Genomic DNA, 17413 nt, shown 5'->3' on the forward strand with positions numbered 1-17413 from the left:
TTTATATATAATCGCTCAGTCGGCAGAGTCAAGCCGACACCGATCGATCCAGCGTTGCCACCAGCCCCTGCAGCCAGTCGGCAAAGACCCGCACCTTATGCGACAGATGCCGGTGCGGATAGAGCAGCGACAACGGTCGACGCGGCGCCGGGAAGTCCGGCAAAATTTCCACCAGTTGCCCGTTGTCGATATAGGGTTGCAAAAAGAAACGCATCCCCTGCAGCATCCCCAGCCCCGCCAGCCCGGCGGCAGTAAAGACTTCCGAGTTGTCCAGCACCAGTTTACCGGGAATGGCGATCTGCCTGATGCCCTCCGGGGTCTGGAATCGCCAGGGCATAATCTGCCGGCTGCTGCTGTTCACCCAGTTCACCGCCAGATGCGACTGCAGGTCCTCCAGCGTCGCGGGCGCCCCATAGCGCGCCAGATAGCCCGGACTGGCGCAGGTGGTTAACGCCACCTCCCCCAGCGAACGCGCCACATAGTCGCCATCCTCAAGATCCCCCACCCGCAGCAGACAATCCAGACCATCGCGCAGCATATCCCGGCGTACGTCGGAGCTGCTGAGGACAATTTCCACCTCCGGATGGGCCTGATAAAAATCCGGCAGATGCGGGATCACCAGCAGCCGGGCAAAGGCGATTGGCATATCAACGCGCAGCTGACCGCGGATCGGCCGGTCCGGCGCGAACGACTCCAGCAGATCGTCGGCCTGGGAGAGCAACGGTTTGCTGCGGCGATAAAACTCTTCCCCCTCCGGCGTGAGATACAGACGCCGGGTGGTGCGCTGCAGCAGCCGGACCCCGCTCTCCTGCTCCAGCTGCTGCAGCGCCTTGGTCACCGCCGGTCGGTGGACCTGCAAATTTTCCGCCGCCTGGGCAAAGCTGCCGGCATCGACGATTTCAATAAATATTTTAATATTTTCAAACAGATTCATTTGCATAACGGCCTGTCTCCCGCCTCATCGCCTGCCCACATTATTACTAATTTAATAACAGTGATGAAAGTTTTTGCTCATTTTTTAAAACAATAAAGACGCCTACACTGCCCTCATTGCCGCATCGCTGGGGCGAAGAAATTTATAACTTATTAACATACAAGCAAAAATATCATGCAATCCAACCGCGTCGCCCGTATTCTGGGTATTGAAAAACCGGTGGTCCAGGGGCCGCTCTCCTGGCTGACCGATGCTCGTCTGGTGGCGGCCGTCGGCAACGCCGGTGGGCTTGGCGTGCTGGGCCCGAACGCCGGACTGACGGCGGCAACCGCCGTCTCCACCCCGGAGGCCACCGCCGAGAAAATGCGCGAAGAGATCCGCAAAACCAAACAGCTGACCGAGAAACCCTTTGGCGTCAACCTGATCCCGACGGCGGAAAACGACATCTGGACGCCGGCGATCCTGCCGGTGATCAAAGAGGAAGGGGTTAAGGTGGTGGTCTACACCGGCTACGGCGACGGTTCATTAAAACCGGCGCTGTTCGACGAACTGAAAGCCGCCGGGATCACCATTATCTATCGTGACATCAACCCGACGCCGGAGAACAGCCGCCGCGCGGAGCAGGCCGGAGCGGATATTATTGTCGCCACCGGCTTTGACGAAGGCGGCACGCTGCCGGGTACCGCCCTCGGGACCTTCACCATCGTCCCGCTGATCGTTGACGCGGTACAGCGGGTTCCAGTCATGGCCGCCGGAGGGATCACCGACGCCCGGGGCGCGCGCGCCGTTCATGCCCTCGGTGCGGAAGGCGTCTTCGCCGGTTCGGTATTCATCAGCACCATCGAAAGTCGGGTTCCCGACTCGGTGAAAGCGAAAATTCTCGCCGCCAACGGTCTGGATCTGCGCCTGTTCCGTACCCTGCCGGACTACTACCGCGCGCTGCCCGGCAAACTGAGCGACACACTGGTGGCCATGGATCGTGCCGGCGCCTCAAAGGCCGAGCTGGCCCAGGCAATGGGCGGTCTGCGCGGGATGCGGCTGGGCATGCTGGAGGGGAATACTGATGAGGGGTATATCTCGGTGGGCGCGGGGATCGGCAACATCCATGCCATCACCTCCGTTGCCGAGGTGGTCAACCAGCTGGCGGTGTGAAGCCGCCAGCCGGGGCACGGCAACTGGCGCAATCAGGCGTCGGCCACCTTCTCTACCGCCCGGGAGAAAGCGTCGATAGCCAGTCCGACGTCGGCGGCAGTGACCGACTCCGCCGGGTGATGGCTGACGCCCCCCAGGCAACGTACAAACAGCATGGCCGATGGCCAGCGCTCGGCGATAGCGATGGCGTCATGCCCTGCGCCGCTCGGCAGCGTCAGCGAACGCCCCTGCACGGCCACCACCGCCTCGCTCAGCACCGCCTGCAGGTGACTGTCGCAGGCGGTGGCGGCGATGCGATAATACTCCTCGGCGGCGAAACTCAGCTGGCGACGCCCGGCAATGGCCTGCGCCTCCCCCAGCAGCTCATCCAGCAGCGCCGTCAGCGGCGCATCCTGCGGGCCGCGAATATCCAGCGTCAACTGCACCTCGCCCGGTATCACGTTCACCGCGCCCGGCGCACAGCGCAGGGTGCCGACCGTCGCCACCAGGTTACCGCCGCGCTGCCGGGTCAGGTTTTCCACCTGCACCATCCATTCTGCCGCCGCGGCGAGGGCGTCCTTGCGATGGAGCATCGGCACCGTGCCGGCATGGCCAGCTTCGCCGGTAAAACGGCAGTTCAGCCGTCGGGCGCCGTTAATCGCCTCCACCACGCCGAGCGCCAGCCCCGCCTGCTCCAGGCACGGTCCCTGCTCGATATGCAGTTCCAGATAGGCGGCGATGTCCTGCGGATGACGGGCCGCGTGGCCGATCCGCGCCGGATCGAGTCCGGCATTCACCAGCGCCTGGGCGACGCTCACGCCGTCGGTATCGCACTGTGACAGCCAGCTTTCAGGCCAGGTGCCGGTGACGCCGCGACTGCCGAGCAGGGTGATGCCAAAGCGGGTGCCCTCTTCATCGCCAAAGCCGACGATCTCGATAGCCTTTGTCAGCCGTCGCCCCTGCTGGTGCAGACGCTGGACCACCTCAATCGCCGCCAGCACGCCGAGCATGCCGTCGTAGCGCCCGGCGTTGCGCACGGTGTCAAGATGAGAGCCCAGCAGCACCGCCGGCGCCCCCTCCTGTTGTCCTTCATAACGTCCGCAGATGTTGCCGACGCTGTCCTGCCACACCATCATGCCGGCAGCCTGCATCCACTGGCCCACCAGCTGGTTGGCCTGCAGATGTTCGGGTGACAGATAGACCCGGGTCAGGGCATCGGCGGTTTCGCTGAGGGTGGCCAGCCGATCGGCGCGGGCCATCACCCGGCTGGCAGCCGCTTCTCTCTCCGCCAGCTGGCGGGCGGTATCACTCATAGGGTGGCCTCGGTGCGGTAGTGATCCCAGGCCGCCTGCATCGCCGCGCCCTGAGTGGTGGTGAACTTGAGGTAGTTCAGGACCGCTTCCAGCGCGCTGAGCGTCTGCATCACGCAGTCTTTACGCGCGTTATAGCCCATGGTGCCAATGCGCCAGACTTTACCGTGCAGCGGGCCAAACGAGGTGCCAATTTCAATGCCGAAATCTTCCAGCATCAGCTTGCGTACCTGATCGCCGTTGACCCCGTTGGGGATCACCACCCCCAGCACGTTATTCATTTTGTGCCGCAGATCGCCAAAGGTCTCGAGCCCCATCGCCTGGACGCCCTTCAGCAGCGCATCGCCGTGCAATTTGTGGCGGGCGATGCCGTTGTCGAGTCCCTCCTGCAGGATCAGGCGCGCGCACTCCCGGGCGGCGAACAGCGCCGAGGTCGCTTCCGTATGGTGGTTAAGCCGCTCCGGCCCCCAGTAATCCATCACCATGCCGAGATCGAAATAGTTGGAGTAGATCATCTCGTCGACGCCATCGTGGTGGGCGTCGGTGCGGATCCCCTGCTCAATGCAACGACGGCGGCGGATGACCTCTTCCATCCGCGGGCTGAGGGTGATGGGCGAGGTGCCGGAAGGACCGCCCAGGCACTTCTGCATCCCGGCGGACACCGCGTCCAGCTGCCAGGCGTCGGTTTCCAGCGGGTTGCCGCCGAGCGACGCGGTGGCGTCGGTATAGAACAGCACATCGTGACGACGGCAAATCTCCCCCAGCTCCGCCAGCGGCTGCAGCATGGTGGTGGAAGTATCGCCCTGCACGGTGAGCAGCAGGCGCGGGCGCACGCGCTTGATCGCGTCCTCAACCTGATCCGGGGTAAAGACCTCGCCCCACGGCACCTCGATGGTGTGCACCTCTGCCCGACAGCGACGCGCGATCTCGCACAGCAGATGACCAAACCGGCCGAACACCGGCACCAGCACTTTGTCACCCGGACGGATCGCCGACACCAGAATCGCTTCGATCCCGGCGCGCGAGGTGCCGTCGACCAGCATCGTCCAGCGATTTTCGGTGCGAAACACACCGCGGTAGAGCGCCATGACTTCATTCATGTAGTGGGTCATCGCCGGATCGTACTGGCCAACCAGCTGGCTCGACATGGCGCGCAGCACGCGCGGGTCGGCATTGATCGGCCCCGGCCCCATCAGCAGGCGCTGCGGCGGGTTAATTTGCGAAAACTGAGTGATATCCATCTGCCATTCCTTACGTTAGTTAAGACCGCGCACCGAGGAGATAAACTGTTTCAGTTCGCTGGTCTGCGGGCTGGCGAACAGCGTTTTGCTGTCGCCCTGCTCCCAGACGCGTCCCTGATGCATAAACACCACGCGGTCGCCCACTTCGCGGGCAAAATTCATTTCATGGGTGACGAGGATCAGCGTCATACCTTCCGCCGCCAGTTGCTCCAGCACCTTCAGCACTTCACCCACCAGTTCCGGGTCGAGTGCCGAGGTGATTTCGTCACAGAGTAAAACTTTCGGCGACATGGCCAGCGCCCGGGCAATGGCCACGCGCTGCTGCTGGCCGCCGGAGAGATTGGCCGGATAGTAATCCAGACGGTCGCCAAGACCGACCTTCTCCAGCATCCGCTGCGCCAGCTCCCGGCATTCGGTCTGGGACTTCTTCAGCACCCGCCGCGGGGCCAGCATGACGTTCTCCAGCGCCGTCATGTGCGGGAACAGGTTAAAATTCTGGAACACCATGCCGATGGAGCGGCTGATCTCCCGGGCCTGTGAATCGCGGTCGGTGATGGTCATGCCCCCGAGCTTGATACTGCCCTCCTGGTAGCCCTCCAGACCATTGATACAGCGCAGCAGCGTGCTTTTACCCGAGCCGCTGCGGCCGATGATCGAGATCACTTCCCCCATGTCGATATCCAGATCGACGCCCTTCAGCACATGGTTGTCGCCGTAGTACTTCTGCATCTGATTAATGGTGATGAGAGGCATTGAATTTGTTCTCCAGATAGCGGCTGTAGCGGGACAGCGGATAACACAGAATGAAATAGCCCAGCGCCACCAGGGCAAACACTTTAAACGGCTGGTAAGTGACGTTGGTCAGCATCGTCCCGGCCTTGGTCAGTTCCACAAAGCCGATAATCGATGCCAGCGCCGTGCCTTTGATCACCTGTACGGCAAAGCCCACCGTCGGCGCGATGGCAATGCGCAGTGCCTGCGGCGCCACCACGCGGTACAGGGTCTGGCCGAAGCTCAGCCCGAGACACCGCGAGGCTTCCCACTGGCCTTTGGGCAGCGCGCGAATGCTGCCGAACCAGATATCCAGCAAAAAGGCGCTGGTGTAGAGCGTCAGAGCGACCGAGGCGGCGGTCCACGCCGAGACGTCAATGCCGAACAGCGCCACGCCAAAGAATGCCAGAAACAGCTGCATCAGCAGCGGCGTCCCCTGAAACAGCTCGATGTAGCCGCGGATCAGCCGTTTCACCTGGCGTCCGCCGGTGAGACGCAGCAGCAGTAACGGTAAGGTCACCAGCGCCCCGCCGGTGAACGCGACCAGCGACAGCAGCACCGTCCAGCGACCGGCCAGCAGCAGGTTGCGGATAATGTCCCAGTCAGTAAAAGTGGTCATCAGGCCTGTACCCCCAGCCATTTACGCCCCGCCGCCATCAGCAGCTGGCGCATCGCTATCGATAACGCTAAGTAGATCCCGGTGGTCACCAGATAGACCTCAAAGCTCAAAAATGTCCGCGACTGGATCAGGTTGGCGGCGAAGGTCAGCTCCTCATAGGAGACCTGCGACACCACTGACGAGCCGAGCATCACGATGATGCACTGGCTGACCAGCGCCGGGTAAATCCGCTGCAGCGCCGGGGGCAGTACGATGCGAACGAAGGTTTGCGTCCGGCTAAGCCCGAGCACGCGACCGGCTTCCCACTGGCCCTTCGGCGTCACCTGAATACCGGCGCGGACGATCTCGGTGCTATAGGCGCCGAGGTTAACCACCATCGCCAGCAGCGCCGCTTCACCGGCGGTCATCTTCAGTCCAAGGTTCGGTAAACCAAAGACGATAAAAAAGAGTTGCACCACAAACGGCGTGTTACGGATGATTTCCACATATCCGCCCCACACCCGGCTGAGCATTCCCGGGTGCCCGCTGCGGATCGCCGCCCCGAGGATGCCGATCGCCAGTCCGCCGATCGTCGCCAGCACCGTTAACTGCACCGTCACCCACAGGCCGGCCAGCAGCTCCGGCCAGTGCGGCCAGAGCTCAGAGAAATGAAGTTGCTCCGTCATCCCCAGACCTTACGCGCCGAGGCTGGCAGGCAGTGGCGCTTTCAGCCACTTCTCAGACAGGCCGTTGAGGGTGCCGTCCTTAATGCCCTGCTCGATGAGGGTATCCACTTTCGCCTTCAGCGCCGGTTCGTTCTTTTTCAGACCGATAAAGCACGGCGAGTCCTTCAGCATAAAGCTCGGGACCGGCGCTTTGTCGGCGTTCTGCCGGGAGATGGCCGCCACCACCAGGTTTCCGGTCGCGACATACTCCACCTGACCGGACAGGTAAGCCGACAGCGTGGTGTTATTGTCCTCGTAGCGCTTAATCTGCGCTGCCTGCGGCGCCACGCTGGTCAGCACCATATCTTCCACCGCCCCACGGGTCACCCCGATGCTTTTACCGCTCAGCGCGGCCGCGTCCTTCAGCTCCGCCCCTTTCGGGCCAAACACGCCGAGGAAGAATGGCGCGTAGGCGCGGCTGAAGTCGATCACCTTCTCGCGCTCGGCGTTCTTGCCGAGGCTGGAGATCACCAGGTCCACCTTATCCGTCTGCAGATACGGCACGCGGTTGGCGCTGGTCACCGGGACCAGCTGCAGCTTGAGCTTCATCGATTTCGCCAGATAGCGCGCCATATCGATGTCATACCCCTGCGGTTGCAGGTCGGTACCCACCGAGCCGAACGGCGGAAAATCCTGGGGTACGGCAATGCGGATGACGCCGCGTTTTTCAATATCCTGGAGCTGGTCAGCCTGCGCGGCAGAAACAGACGAAAGGAGACAAGCGGCCCCGGCCAGTGCAATCAACAGTTTCTTCATGATGTTTACCCGTTACGTTAGCATGAAACAAAAGATTCTTTGAATCTGATTTTGCAACTAATGTGCCAGATACAGACGAGGCGAGGGTTGGCGAGGAATTAAAACAAAAAGTGAGAAAGGACAAGCGTTAACGGGAAGGTGTTCAGAGAGCGGCGGCGCCATCACGTGGTTTTTACTGCACCATAATGATGCGCAGCACCACGCTGGCGCCCCATCAGCGTTGTTCCAGCTCGTCCAGTTGCTGATAAAGCGTGGCGATGTCGTGGATGCGCGGACGACCGCTGTCGAGCGTTTCATGCAGAAAGGCATTGGCCAGCAGATTGATCAGGCTGTTGACCGAGGCATAGCTGTCGTAGGCCGAGACGCTGTCCAGCGGCGCGCAGAGCTGCCAGCGGGAGAGCGGAAACAGGCTATGGGCCTGCGGCTCGCACATTAACAGGACCGGCACCCCGTCGCGCTGCAGCTGCTGCAGCAATGGGCGTACTATTCGCGGCCGGCGGCGAAAGGCCATCATCACCACCAGATCATCGGCAGTCAGATCGACCAGCTCTTCGCTGAGACTCTGACCCGGCTGGGGCAGCACCAGCACCTGGCCGCGGGCCTGCAGCAGCTGCTGGCGCAGATGCAGCGCCGCCGGATAGGCATTACGCATCCCCACCACCACGATGCGGCGGGCGGCCACCATCGCCGTCAGCGCCTCGGCGAACTGGCGGGCGTCGAGCGCGTTGACCCATTGGGTGAGGTTCGCCATCTCCTGCTTATAATGGCGCGCCAGCAGCGTGTTACCCTGCACCGCGTCGCGCTGGTCGGTCAGCGGCATACCGCTCTGGCGCAGGGTGCGCAGTTCATCGCGCATATCCTTATATTTGTCATAACCGAGGCGCTTGAACAGCCGGCTGACAGTGGCTTTCGACACGCCGCTCAGCTGCGCCAGCTCGGCGCTGTTGTAGCTTATCAGGTCGTCAAAGTGGTCAAAGATGAAATCCGCCACCCGCTGCTCCTGCGGCGACAGCGAGGCGTATTGCCCTTTCAGTCGTTCATCGAGTTGTTGCATAGCGCCCCTGTAACTTTCGTTTCATCATCCATCCCTCATCATACTGTATCTGCTATGCCTTACACATAGCGTGCCAGTGGGAAAATTCTGGTCATTGTTTTTATCAATGAAACGAAACGTTCAGAGATGGAACAGCTTTTGCAGTGTTCTGCGGGTGATTCGTTCAGAAAGGATAATTTATGCACAGTAGCAACGTTTCGACCCACGGCATGGCGGTGGCCCCCCATCACCTCGCCAGTCAGAGCGCGCTGGCGATCCTGCGCGAGGGCGGCAGCGCCATTGAAGCGATGGTGGCTGCCGCCGCGGCCATCGCCGTCGTCTATCCCCATATGAATGGCCTCGGCGGCGATGGCTTCTGGCTGATCGTACCGCCTGAGGGAGACCCCATCGCCATTGACGCCAGCGGGGCGGCCGGATCGCTGGCGACCCTCGAGGCCTACGCCGGACAGCAGCATATTCCCCACCGGGGACCGCAGGCCGCGCTGACCGTCGCCGGCACCGTCAGCGGCTGGGACGAGGCGCTGCGTATTTCACGGGACTTAACCGGCCGCGCGCTGCCGGTGGCCCGCCTGCTGGCCGATGCGATCGGGTATGCCGAAGACGGCATTCCGGTCACCGCCTCGCAAGCCCACGCCACCGCCAGCAAACTGGAAGAGTTGCGCCATCAGCCGGGCTTCAGCGAAACCTGGCTGGTATCGGGCGAGGCCCCGCGGCCCGGCAGCCGCTTTCGCCAGCCCGCCCTCGCCGGTACCCTGCGCATGCTGGCCAGCGACGGTCTCGACAGCTTTTATCGCGGGCCGCTGGCCGAACGTCTCGCGCAGGGCATGGCCGCGCTGGGGATGCCGGTCACCCTCGGCGACCTGCAGGCCCACCGCGCCCGGCGTCCGGCGCCGCTGATGCTCCAGCACCAGCAGGGCACGCTGTGGAATCTTGCGCCGCCGACCCAGGGGCTGGTGTCGCTGGCGATCCTTGGCATCACCGATCGTCTGAACATGGCCGATGCCGATGACGCGCAAACGGTGCACCGTATCGTCGAAGCCACCAAGCGGGCATTTGCCCTGCGCGATACGCATATCACCGATCCACGCCATCTGGATGTGGATGTACAGGCGTTGCTCACCCCGGAAGCCCTGCAGCCGCTGGCCGACAGCATCGACGACGCCAGCGCTTCCCCCTGGGGCCGCGGCAAAGGCCCGGGCGATACCGTCTGGATGGGCGTCGTGGATAACAGCGGACTGGCAGTGTCGTTTATTCAGAGTATTTATCACGAGTTCGGCAGCGGCGTGGTGCTCCCGGACACCGGGATCGTCTGGCAAAACCGCGGGGCCGCCTTCAGCCTCGATCCGCAGCATCTCCTGGCGCTGGCCCCTGGCAAACAGCCATTCCATACCCTCAACCCTGCCGCCGCCCGCCTGAACGATGGCCGGGTGATGGTCTATGGCTCGATGGGCGGCGATGGTCAGCCGCAAACTCAGGCGGCGCTGTTTACTCGCTATATCCTGCAGGGGGTGCCGTTGCAGGAGAGCATCTCCCGTCCGCGCTGGCTGCTGGGCCGCACCTGGGGCCAGTCCTCCGATTCACTGAAACTGGAGGGACGCTTTGCCCCCGCCTGTATCGCGCGCCTGCGCGAGCTGGGGCACGAAGTGGAAGTGCTGGCTGATTTCAGCGAAGCGATGGGCCACGCCGGCGCCATTGTCCGCCATCCCAACGGCCTGCTTGAAGGGGCGACCGATCCACGCAGCAACGGCGCCGCCGCCGGATACTAAGGAGCAGACTATGACCACACAGCCTGACTGGAGCGAGTATCTGACGCAGATGACTCACCTGTTGGATATGGAGCTGGATGCGCCGCGTCGTGAAGAGCTGGAGCGCCAGTTTGCCCGTATCGCCGCCATGGCGCAGCCGCTGATGGACTATCCCCTCGGGCCGCGCGAGGAGATTGCGGGGGTGTATAAAGCATGACTCTTCATCACTTCACCATTGCCGAGCTCCAGCGTGCGCTGCACGATGGCGAACTCAGCGCCCGGGATATCGCCCGCCAGACGCTGGACGATATCGCCCGCGTGAATCCGCAGATCAACGCCTGGACCGAGGTCACCGCCCAGCGCATGCTGGCGGAGGCCGACAGCATCGACGCCCTGCGCCGGGAAAAGCGCCCTCTGCCGCCGCTGGCAGGCATTCCCTATGCGGTAAAGAATCTGTTTGATGTCGCCGGGCATACCACCCTCGCCGGGGCGGAACTGCTGAGCGACCGGCCGCCAGCGACCAGCGACAGCTGGGCGGTGCGCCAGCTGCACAGCGCCGGCGCCCTGCTCAGCGGGATGCTCAATATGGACGCCTACGCCTACGGCTTTACCACTGAAAACAGCCACTATGGCGCGACGCGCAATCCGCACGATCTGTCGCGGATCGCCGGCGGATCGTCCGGCGGTTCGGCCGCGGCGGTGGCGGCCGGGCTGGTTCATTTCAGCCTTGGCAGCGACACCAACGGCTCGATCCGCGTCCCCGCGTCGCTGTGCGGGATCTTTGGCCTGAAACCCACTTTCGGCCGCCTTTCGCGCTCCGGCAGCCATCCGTTTGTCGCCAGTCTGGATCATATTGGTCCCTTTGCCCGCCGGGTGGCCGACCTCGCCGCGGTGTATGACGCCTTGCAGGGGCGCGACCCGGCCGATGACTTTCAGGCTGATAAAGCCAGCGAGCGCACCGGAAATCTGCTGGAGCGCGGGCTGGAGGGGCTGCGCTGCGCGCGGCTGGGCGGCTATTTCACCACCTGGTGCGATGACGACGCCCGGGCGGCCGTGGATCGGGTCGCCCACGCGCTGGGCGCCGACAGCGAGCTGCAGTTCGCGGATGCCGCGCTGGCCCGCTCGGCGGCCTTTATCATCAGCGCCAGCGAAGGCGGCAATCAGTACCTGGCGGATCTTCGTCACTCGCCAGAGCGTTTTGAACCCCACTCCCGCGAGCGGCTGCTGGCCGGGGCGATGATCCCCTCCGCATGGTATCTGCAGGCGCAGCGTTTCCGCCGTCATGCTCGCCAGGCGATGAAATCCCTGTTCAGCCAGGCCGACGTGCTGATCGCCCCCGCGACCCCATGCAGCGCCACGCCGATAGGCGCGGCGGAGATGGTGATTAACGGCCAGCCGCTGCCGGTGCGCGCCAGCATGGGAATGCTAACGCAGCCGATCTCCTTCCTCGGTCTGCCGGTGGTGACCGTGCCCCTGCGTACCGCCAGCGGTAAGCCGATTGGCCTGCAGCTGATTGCCGCGCCGTTTAACGAACAAGCCTGTCTTCGCGCCGCGCGGGCGCTGGAAGCGATGGGCATTACCGATGCCCGAGTGGCGGAGAGTGCAGCATGATCAATCTGGATAATGTAGACCGCCCGGCGATCCTCGCCGAGGTGACGGCGGCGTTTTATCAGTATGAAGAGGCGCTGGTCAGCAATAACATCGAGGCGCTGGATGCGCTGTTCTGGCACGACCCGCGCACCGTACGGCTGGGAGCCGGCGAAAATCTGTATGGCATCGAGGCGATCCGCGCCTTTCGCGCCGCCCGCCCCGCCGCCGGTCTGGCCCGCGATCTGCGCCATACCACCATTACCACCTTTGGGGCGGATATGGCGGTGTGCAGCACCGAGTTCACCCGCGAAGGCAGCGCGCGCCTTGGCCGCCAGCAGCAGACCTGGGTACGCTTCCCCTACGGCTGGCGGATTGTCGCCGCGCAGGTCAGTCTGATGGACTGAGTGGCGTATACGGGAGCGGGCCGGGGGAATAAGGTATCCACCGGCCCGCTCCCGGTCCGGTAATACTCTATTTGGAGTCGAAGATCATGGTGTTCATCAGAGCGGCTGAATCAAAAGATATCCCCTCGCTGAAAACGCTATTTCTGCAGCTGGGCTATCAGACGGAGACGGCGATCTTAGAACAACGCATCACTGCCCCGCAGAATATGATGAGTGCGCTGGTGGCGGAAACAGAAAACACCGTGTGTGGCGTAATCGTTATCAATTTTATTTTACCGGTACATGAAAACCGTTTATGGGCATTAATTTCCGCGCTGGTCATCGAGGAATCGTCACGTGGTTCAGGGATAGGCCAGCAACTTCTCCATGCCGCAGAGCGCCTCGCCCGCGATAAACAATGCACTCAGATCGAGCTTTCAAGCAGTGAAAAAAGAATCAGAGCGCATCAATTTTATGAAAATAACGGCTACAAGGAGGTCCGCAAGCGCTTCGTTAAACATTTGTCTTAACCGTCAGCGAGCGAGTGCTTTCCCCGGATAACCGTAACTCATTTATTTGACCTTAAAAAGTTATGAGAATGTTAGGGAGCGGCTTCTCCCCTGGGTACCATGAAGAGTAACTTGCATTTTGATAGTGACTATGTCAATTTGCTGGCAAAAGCCACCTGGTTACTGGACAGCCCATGAAAAATGAACCGCTTTGCCACGCTCCCTGCCCCATTGCCCGCAGCCTTGGCCGCATCGGCGACAGCTGGAGCATCATGATCCTGCGCGATGCCTTCGCGGGCTTTACCCGCTTTGACGAGTTCCAGAAAAGCAGCAACGTCGCGCCCAATATTCTGTCGCGCCGCCTGAAGGCGCTGGTCGACGACGGGCTGCTGGAGAAGGTTTGCTACAGCAGCACCCCGCCGCGCTACGAATACCATCTCACGCAAAGCGGCCGCGATTTTCGCATGGTATTGCTGGCGCTGGCGGAATGGGGTAATCGCCACTTCGCTCCCGAAGGCCGTCAGATGCAGCTGGTGGAAACGGCAACCCAGCGGCGGGTAGATCCGATCATGGTCGATAAAGCAACCGGGGAAGAGATTATCCCGGGTAAATACACCATGGTACCGGGGCCAGCAGCCTCGCCGATGATGAAATACCGTCATGAATATCTGCTGCGCAAACGCGAAGGCGATAGCGGGCAAAAATTCCAGCCTGAACCCTACAGAGATGCCAGCAATGAATCCGGCCAGTAAGAAAAGCGTCCTCGTCCTGGCGGCACTCGGCGTCGCCGCCCTGGCGGCAGCGAGCTACGGCGCTTACTGGTGGCATACCGGGCGCTTTATGCAGACCACCGATGACGCCTATGTTGGTGGCGACATTAGCGCCATTTCCAGCAAAGTCTCTGGCTATATCCAGCAGCTGGCGGTGCAGGACAACATGGCGGTGAAAAAAGGCGACCTGTTGATCCGCATTGACGACCGCGATTATCGCGCCGCCCTCGCTAAAGCCGCCGGAGAAGTGGCGGCGCAGCAGGCCGCGCTGGCCGATATCCTGGCCACCCGCCAGCTACAGCAGGCTACGATTGTCGGCTCTGCGGCCTCGTTACTCGCCGCCACGGCGGCAACCGAAAAACTGGCTAACGACAACCGACGCTATAACGCCCTGGCCGCGTCGAGCGCGATTTCCGCACAGATCCGCGATAACGCCTCCGCCGATTATCGCCGGGCGCATGCCGAGCAGGAGAAGGCCAAAGCGGATAAAACCGTGGCCGAACGTCAGCTGGCGGTGCTGGATGCTCGCCAGCAGCAAATCCTGGCTGCCCTGGCGCAGGCCCAGGCTAACCTCGAGATGGCCAGGCTGAACCTCAGCTATACCGACATTCGCGCACCGTTCGATGGGGTGATTGGCAACCGCCGCGCGTGGTCCGGCTCCTTCGTCAGCAGCGGTACGCAGCTGCTCTCCCTGGTACCCGCGCACGGCCTGTGGATTGACGCCAACTTCAAGGAAAACCAGCTGGCGCATATGCGTGCCGGTCAGCCGGTGACCATCGTCGCCGATGTGCTGCCGAACCATACCTTTAAGGGTCATGTCGCCAGCCTGGCGCCGGCGACCGGCTCACGCTTCAGCATTCTGCCGGCGGAGAACGCGACCGGGAATTTCACTAAAATCGTGCAGCGGGTGCCGGTCCGCATTGCGCTGGAAGGTGACGGGGCAAAGCTTGACGTCCTGCGCCCGGGACTGTCGGTGATCGTCACCGTGAACGAAAAGAGCCCTCGATGAGCACCGTTCAGGCGCTGTCCGCCCCGCAGGGACTGTCGATGCCGACGGCAAAGAAGATCTTCGCCTTCGCCAGCATGTGCGTGGGGATGTTTATCGCGCTTATCGACATCCAGATCGTCTCCGCCTCGCTGCGGGATATCGGCGGCGGCCTGTCGGCGGGCGACGATGAAACCGTCTGGGTACAAACCAGCTACCTGATCGCCGAGATCATTATTATCCCGCTTTCCGGCTGGCTGGCCCGGGTCATGTCGACCCGCTGGCTGTTCGCCGCTTCCGCGGCGGGCTTCACGCTGATGAGTCTGCTGTGCGGCTGGGCGTGGAACATCCAGAGTATGATCGCCTTCCGCGCCCTGCAGGGACTGGCGGGCGGGTCGATGATCCCTCTGGTGTTCACCACCGCCTTTGCCTTTTTTCAGGGCAAACAGCGGGTCATCGCCGCGGCGACGATCGGCGGCCTGGCCTCCCTCGCCCCCACGCTGGGTCCGACGGTGGGCGGCTGGATCACCGAAAACTACAACTGGCACTGGCTGTTCTTCATCAACGTTGTTCCGGGAATTTACATCGCGGTAGCGGTACCGCTGCTGGTGAAAGTGGACAGCGCCGACCCCTCGCTGCTGCGCGGCGCCGACTATCTCAGTATTCTGCTGCTGGCCTTGTCCCTCGGCTGCCTGGAATATACCCTTGAAGAAGGTCCGCGCTGGGGCTGGTTTGATGACGCGACCCTGACGACCACCGCCTGGGTCGCCCTGCTCTGCGGCGTGGCCTTTGTGATCCGCACCCTGCGCCATCCGCAGCCGGTGATGGATCTCCGGGCCCTGCAGGACCGAACCTTTAGCCTCGGCTGCTATTTCTCGTTTATGGCCGGCGTCGGCATCTTCGCCACCATCTATTTAACCCCGCTGTATCTCGGTAGCGTGCGAGGTTTCAGCGCGCTGGAGATCGGCCTGGCGGTATTTTCCACCGGCCTGTTCCAGGTCATGTCTATTCCGTTTTATTCGTGGCTCGCCAACCGCGTCGACCTGCGCTGGCTGTTGATGGCCGGGCTGATCGGCTTTGCGGTGTCGATGTATAGCTTTGTCCCGATCACCCACGACTGGGGGGCGGACCAGTTGCTGATCCCACAGGCGTTTCGCGGACTGGCGCAGCAGTTTGCCGTCGCGCCAACGGTGACCCTGACGCTGGGCAGCCTCCCGCCCGCGCGCCTGAAGCTAGCCTCCGGGCTGTTTAATCTGATGCGCAACCTCGGGGGGGCCATCGGCATCGCCCTGTGCGGCACGGTGCTCAACGACAGAACCAATTTGCACTACAGCCGCCTGGCGGACCATCTGAATAACGCCAACCTGGCGATGAGCGATTTTGTTCAGCGCAGCGCGGCAAACTTCGCCGTCCAGGGGATCTCGCCGGATGCCGCGCAGACGGCGGCACTGAAAAATCTTTCCACACTGACGCTGCGGGAGGCGCGAACTCAGGCATTTTCCGATGCTTTCTACCTCATCATGATGGGTTTTTTGCTTGCCGCGCTGCTGGTTCCCTTGATGAAAAAGCCGCCGGCACACTGATACTACAGGAGAGTTAACTATGGGCGTTTCCGTTAAACGCATTGTCGTCACCGGGATGGGGATTGTTAGCCCGCTGGGCTGCGGCGTACAGCACGTCTGGCAGTCGCTGCTGGCAGGAAAGTCAGGGATCACCCGGCTCAGCGAGCAGCTGGTCGCGGATATTCCCTGCAAAGTGGCCGGCCAGGTGCCGTCCATTGACAGCGATCCGCTGCACGGCTTCGACCCGCTGGCGACCATCCCGGCGAAAGAGCGCAAAAAGATGGATCGCTTTATTGAGTTTGCGCTGGTCGCCGCCCGCGAAGCGCTGGCCCAGGCCGGTTGGTCGCCAGCATCCGAGGCCGAACAGGAACGCACCGCCACAGTGATCGCCACCGGGATCGGCGGGTTCAGCGAGATCGCCAATGCGGTACATACCACCGATGAACGCGGGCCGCGTCGCCTCTCGCCGTTCACCATCCCCTCTTTTCTGGCCAACCTGGCCGCCGGGCATGTGTCTATCGCCCACGGCTTCCGGGGCCCCATCGGCGCGCCGGTCACCGCCTGCGCGGCAGGCGCCCAGGCCATTGGCGACGCGGCGCGGATGATCCGCAGCGGCGAGGCGGATATCGCCCTCTGCGGCGGCGCGGAAGCGGCAATTCATCGCGTTAGTCTGGCCGGGTTTGCCGCAGCGCGGGCGCTGTCCAGCGCCTCCAGCGACCAGCCGGAAGCCGCTTCCCGCCCCTTTGACCGTGACCGCGATGGTTTTGTGATGGGAGAAGGCGCGGGGCTTATCGTGATCGAGTCACTGGAGCACGCACTGGCGCGCGGCGCCACGCCGCTGGCCGAGCTGGTGGGCTACGGCACCAGCGCAGATGCTTATCACCTGACCGCAGGCCCGGAAGACGGTAACGGCGCGCGTCGGGCCATGGAAACCGCCCTTCGCCAGGCCGGGGTGACCGTCGACGAGATTGATCATATCAACGCCCACGCCACCTCAACGCAGGTCGGTGATAAAGGTGAACTGGCGGCGATTAAAACGCTGTTTGGCGCGCATCCGGTCGCTATTACCTCGACGAAATCCGCCACCGGCCATCTGTTAGGCGCGGCCGGCGGGATTGAGGCCATCTTCACCATTCAGGCGCTGCGTGACCAGGTGGTGCCGCCGACGCTGAACCTGCATCACCCCGATGAAGACGCGGCAGGCCTGAACCTGGTGGCGCTGCAGGCCCGCCCGCAGAAAATGCGTTATGCGCTGTCGAACGGTTTTGGCTTTGGCGGCGTTAACGCCAGCCTGCTGCTGAAACGCTGGGAATAATCGTCAGCTCCCCCGCCGGCACTGGCCAGCGGGG

The 17413-nt window shown here is 62.7% G+C and carries 18 protein-coding genes and 1 pseudogene; 11 read left to right on the top strand and 8 right to left on the bottom strand.

From position 1 onward, the window contains the following. Nucleotides 1-28 precede the first annotated feature (28 nt). Entirely contained in the window at nt 29-934 is a 906-nt protein-coding gene (locus CWM58_RS03780) for a LysR family transcriptional regulator (protein ID WP_165784149.1), read from the bottom strand. Between the two features lie 174 nt (nt 935-1108). Between CWM58_RS03780 and CWM58_RS03785 the strand changes: the two genes are divergently transcribed. Next, nucleotides 1109-2086 (top strand): NAD(P)H-dependent flavin oxidoreductase, encoded by a 978-nt coding sequence (locus CWM58_RS03785; protein WP_100680265.1) that lies wholly within the window; start codon nt 1109-1111, stop codon nt 2084-2086. Nucleotides 2087-2118: 32 nt separating this feature from the next. Here the strand turns inward: CWM58_RS03785 and hpxK are convergent, their stop codons facing one another. The 7 genes from hpxK to hpxU all read right to left on the bottom strand — a co-directional run bounded on the left by hpxK (nt 2119) and on the right by hpxU (nt 8520). Beyond that, nucleotides 2119-3378, bottom strand: coding sequence for an allantoate amidohydrolase (gene hpxK / locus CWM58_RS03790; RefSeq protein ID WP_100680266.1), 1260 nt, complete (start codon nt 3376-3378; stop codon nt 2119-2121). After that, nucleotides 3375-4616: a pyridoxal-phosphate-dependent aminotransferase family protein gene (locus CWM58_RS03795; protein WP_100680267.1), complete on the bottom strand. Its 1242-nt coding sequence runs from the start codon at nt 4614-4616 to the stop codon at nt 3375-3377. Before CWM58_RS03795 ends, hpxK begins: the two co-directional genes overlap by 4 nt. A gap of 15 nt (nt 4617-4631) precedes the next feature. After that, nucleotides 4632-5369: an amino acid ABC transporter ATP-binding protein gene (locus tag CWM58_RS03800; RefSeq protein ID WP_100680268.1), complete on the bottom strand. Its 738-nt coding sequence runs from the start codon at nt 5367-5369 to the stop codon at nt 4632-4634. Beyond that, nucleotides 5350-6006 (bottom strand): amino acid ABC transporter permease, encoded by a 657-nt coding sequence (locus CWM58_RS03805; protein ID WP_004179948.1) that lies wholly within the window; start codon nt 6004-6006, stop codon nt 5350-5352. The genes CWM58_RS03800 and CWM58_RS03805 overlap by 20 nt, the downstream gene beginning before the upstream one ends. Then, entirely contained in the window at nt 6006-6671 is a 666-nt protein-coding gene (locus tag CWM58_RS03810; RefSeq protein ID WP_100680269.1) for an amino acid ABC transporter permease, read from the bottom strand. Before CWM58_RS03810 ends, CWM58_RS03805 begins: the two co-directional genes overlap by 1 nt. Before the next feature lie 9 nt (nt 6672-6680). Next, nucleotides 6681-7466, bottom strand: coding sequence for a transporter substrate-binding domain-containing protein (locus tag CWM58_RS03815; protein WP_032754423.1), 786 nt, complete (start codon nt 7464-7466; stop codon nt 6681-6683). Between the two features lie 214 nt (nt 7467-7680). Continuing rightward, on the bottom strand, nt 7681-8520 hold the full coding sequence (gene hpxU / locus CWM58_RS03820; protein WP_008804829.1) for a MurR/RpiR family transcriptional regulator HpxU: 840 nt from the start codon (nt 8518-8520) through the stop codon (nt 7681-7683). A 179-nt stretch (nt 8521-8699) separates the two neighbouring features. Here hpxU and hpxW point away from each other — a divergent pair, with 179 nt between their 5' ends. The 10 genes and pseudogenes from hpxW (at nt 8700) to fabF (ending at nt 17379) form a co-directional block, all read left to right on the top strand. After that, complete coding sequence (gene hpxW, locus CWM58_RS03825; RefSeq protein ID WP_100680270.1) at nt 8700-10286, top strand: oxamate amidohydrolase; 1587 nt, start codon at nt 8700-8702, stop codon at nt 10284-10286. Between the two features lie 10 nt (nt 10287-10296). Continuing rightward, nucleotides 10297-10482 (top strand): oxalurate catabolism protein HpxX, encoded by a 186-nt coding sequence (gene hpxX, locus CWM58_RS03830; RefSeq protein WP_004179955.1) that lies wholly within the window; start codon nt 10297-10299, stop codon nt 10480-10482. Beyond that, entirely contained in the window at nt 10479-11876 is a 1398-nt protein-coding gene (locus tag CWM58_RS03835; RefSeq protein ID WP_100680271.1) for an AtzE family amidohydrolase, read from the top strand. The genes hpxX and CWM58_RS03835 overlap by 4 nt, the downstream gene beginning before the upstream one ends. Then, on the top strand, nt 11873-12259 hold the full coding sequence (hpxZ, locus tag CWM58_RS03840; protein ID WP_002905421.1) for an oxalurate catabolism protein HpxZ: 387 nt from the start codon (nt 11873-11875) through the stop codon (nt 12257-12259). The genes CWM58_RS03835 and hpxZ overlap by 4 nt, the downstream gene beginning before the upstream one ends. 86 nt (nt 12260-12345) lie before the next feature. Continuing rightward, nucleotides 12346-12768, top strand: a complete 423-nt coding sequence (locus CWM58_RS03845) for a GNAT family N-acetyltransferase (RefSeq protein WP_061154538.1) — start codon at nt 12346-12348, stop codon at nt 12766-12768. Nucleotides 12769-12846: 78 nt separating this feature from the next. Beyond that, nucleotides 12847-12945: pseudogene (locus CWM58_RS29160) on the top strand (hypothetical protein); the annotation flags it as partial. Further along, the gene (locus CWM58_RS03850) at nt 12942-13499 is read left to right on the top strand and encodes a winged helix-turn-helix transcriptional regulator (RefSeq protein ID WP_100680272.1); all 558 of its coding nucleotides are present in this window, start codon (nt 12942-12944) and stop codon (nt 13497-13499) included. The pseudogene CWM58_RS29160 and the gene CWM58_RS03850, both read left to right, overlap by 4 nt. Then, a complete protein-coding gene (locus CWM58_RS03855; RefSeq protein ID WP_100680273.1) occupies nt 13483-14526 on the top strand; it encodes an HlyD family secretion protein in 1044 nt (347 codons plus the stop codon). Before CWM58_RS03850 ends, CWM58_RS03855 begins: the two co-directional genes overlap by 17 nt. After that, the gene (locus CWM58_RS03860; RefSeq protein ID WP_100680274.1) at nt 14523-16085 is read left to right on the top strand and encodes a DHA2 family efflux MFS transporter permease subunit; all 1563 of its coding nucleotides are present in this window, start codon (nt 14523-14525) and stop codon (nt 16083-16085) included. Before CWM58_RS03855 ends, CWM58_RS03860 begins: the two co-directional genes overlap by 4 nt. Nucleotides 16086-16104: 19 nt before the next feature. Further along, on the top strand, nt 16105-17379 hold the full coding sequence (fabF, locus tag CWM58_RS03865; protein WP_100680275.1) for a beta-ketoacyl-ACP synthase II: 1275 nt from the start codon (nt 16105-16107) through the stop codon (nt 17377-17379). Nucleotides 17380-17413 lie beyond the last annotated feature (34 nt).

The sequence above is a fragment of the Klebsiella sp. H-Nf2 genome, from assembly GCF_002806645.1.
In the GTDB taxonomy this organism is placed as follows: domain Bacteria; phylum Pseudomonadota; class Gammaproteobacteria; order Enterobacterales; family Enterobacteriaceae; genus Klebsiella; species Klebsiella variicola.

Coding starts and splice junctions, on each gene's coding strand:
- hpxX (WP_004179955.1), top strand. CDS start 10,297: ATGACCACACAGCCTGACTGGAGCGAGTATCTGACGCAGATGACTCAC.
- CWM58_RS03810 (WP_100680269.1), bottom strand. CDS start 6,671: ATGACGGAGCAACTTCATTTCTCTGAGCTCTGGCCGCACTGGCCGGAG.
- CWM58_RS03800 (WP_100680268.1), bottom strand. CDS start 5,369: ATGCCTCTCATCACCATTAATCAGATGCAGAAGTACTACGGCGACAAC.
- CWM58_RS03850 (WP_100680272.1), top strand. CDS start 12,942: ATGAAAAATGAACCGCTTTGCCACGCTCCCTGCCCCATTGCCCGCAGC.
- hpxZ (WP_002905421.1), top strand. CDS start 11,873: ATGATCAATCTGGATAATGTAGACCGCCCGGCGATCCTCGCCGAGGTG.
- CWM58_RS03815 (WP_032754423.1), bottom strand. CDS start 7,466: ATGAAGAAACTGTTGATTGCACTGGCCGGGGCCGCTTGTCTCCTTTCG.
- CWM58_RS03780 (WP_165784149.1), bottom strand. CDS start 934: ATGAATCTGTTTGAAAATATTAAAATATTTATTGAAATCGTCGATGCC.
- hpxW (WP_100680270.1), top strand. CDS start 8,700: ATGCACAGTAGCAACGTTTCGACCCACGGCATGGCGGTGGCCCCCCAT.
- CWM58_RS03835 (WP_100680271.1), top strand. CDS start 10,479: ATGACTCTTCATCACTTCACCATTGCCGAGCTCCAGCGTGCGCTGCAC.
- fabF (WP_100680275.1), top strand. CDS start 16,105: ATGGGCGTTTCCGTTAAACGCATTGTCGTCACCGGGATGGGGATTGTT.
- CWM58_RS03795 (WP_100680267.1), bottom strand. CDS start 4,616: ATGGATATCACTCAGTTTTCGCAAATTAACCCGCCGCAGCGCCTGCTG.
- CWM58_RS03785 (WP_100680265.1), top strand. CDS start 1,109: ATGCAATCCAACCGCGTCGCCCGTATTCTGGGTATTGAAAAACCGGTG.
- hpxU (WP_008804829.1), bottom strand. CDS start 8,520: ATGCAACAACTCGATGAACGACTGAAAGGGCAATACGCCTCGCTGTCG.
- CWM58_RS03855 (WP_100680273.1), top strand. CDS start 13,483: ATGAATCCGGCCAGTAAGAAAAGCGTCCTCGTCCTGGCGGCACTCGGC.
- CWM58_RS03860 (WP_100680274.1), top strand. CDS start 14,523: ATGAGCACCGTTCAGGCGCTGTCCGCCCCGCAGGGACTGTCGATGCCG.
- CWM58_RS03845 (WP_061154538.1), top strand. CDS start 12,346: ATGGTGTTCATCAGAGCGGCTGAATCAAAAGATATCCCCTCGCTGAAA.
- hpxK (WP_100680266.1), bottom strand. CDS start 3,378: ATGAGTGATACCGCCCGCCAGCTGGCGGAGAGAGAAGCGGCTGCCAGC.
- CWM58_RS03805 (WP_004179948.1), bottom strand. CDS start 6,006: ATGACCACTTTTACTGACTGGGACATTATCCGCAACCTGCTGCTGGCC.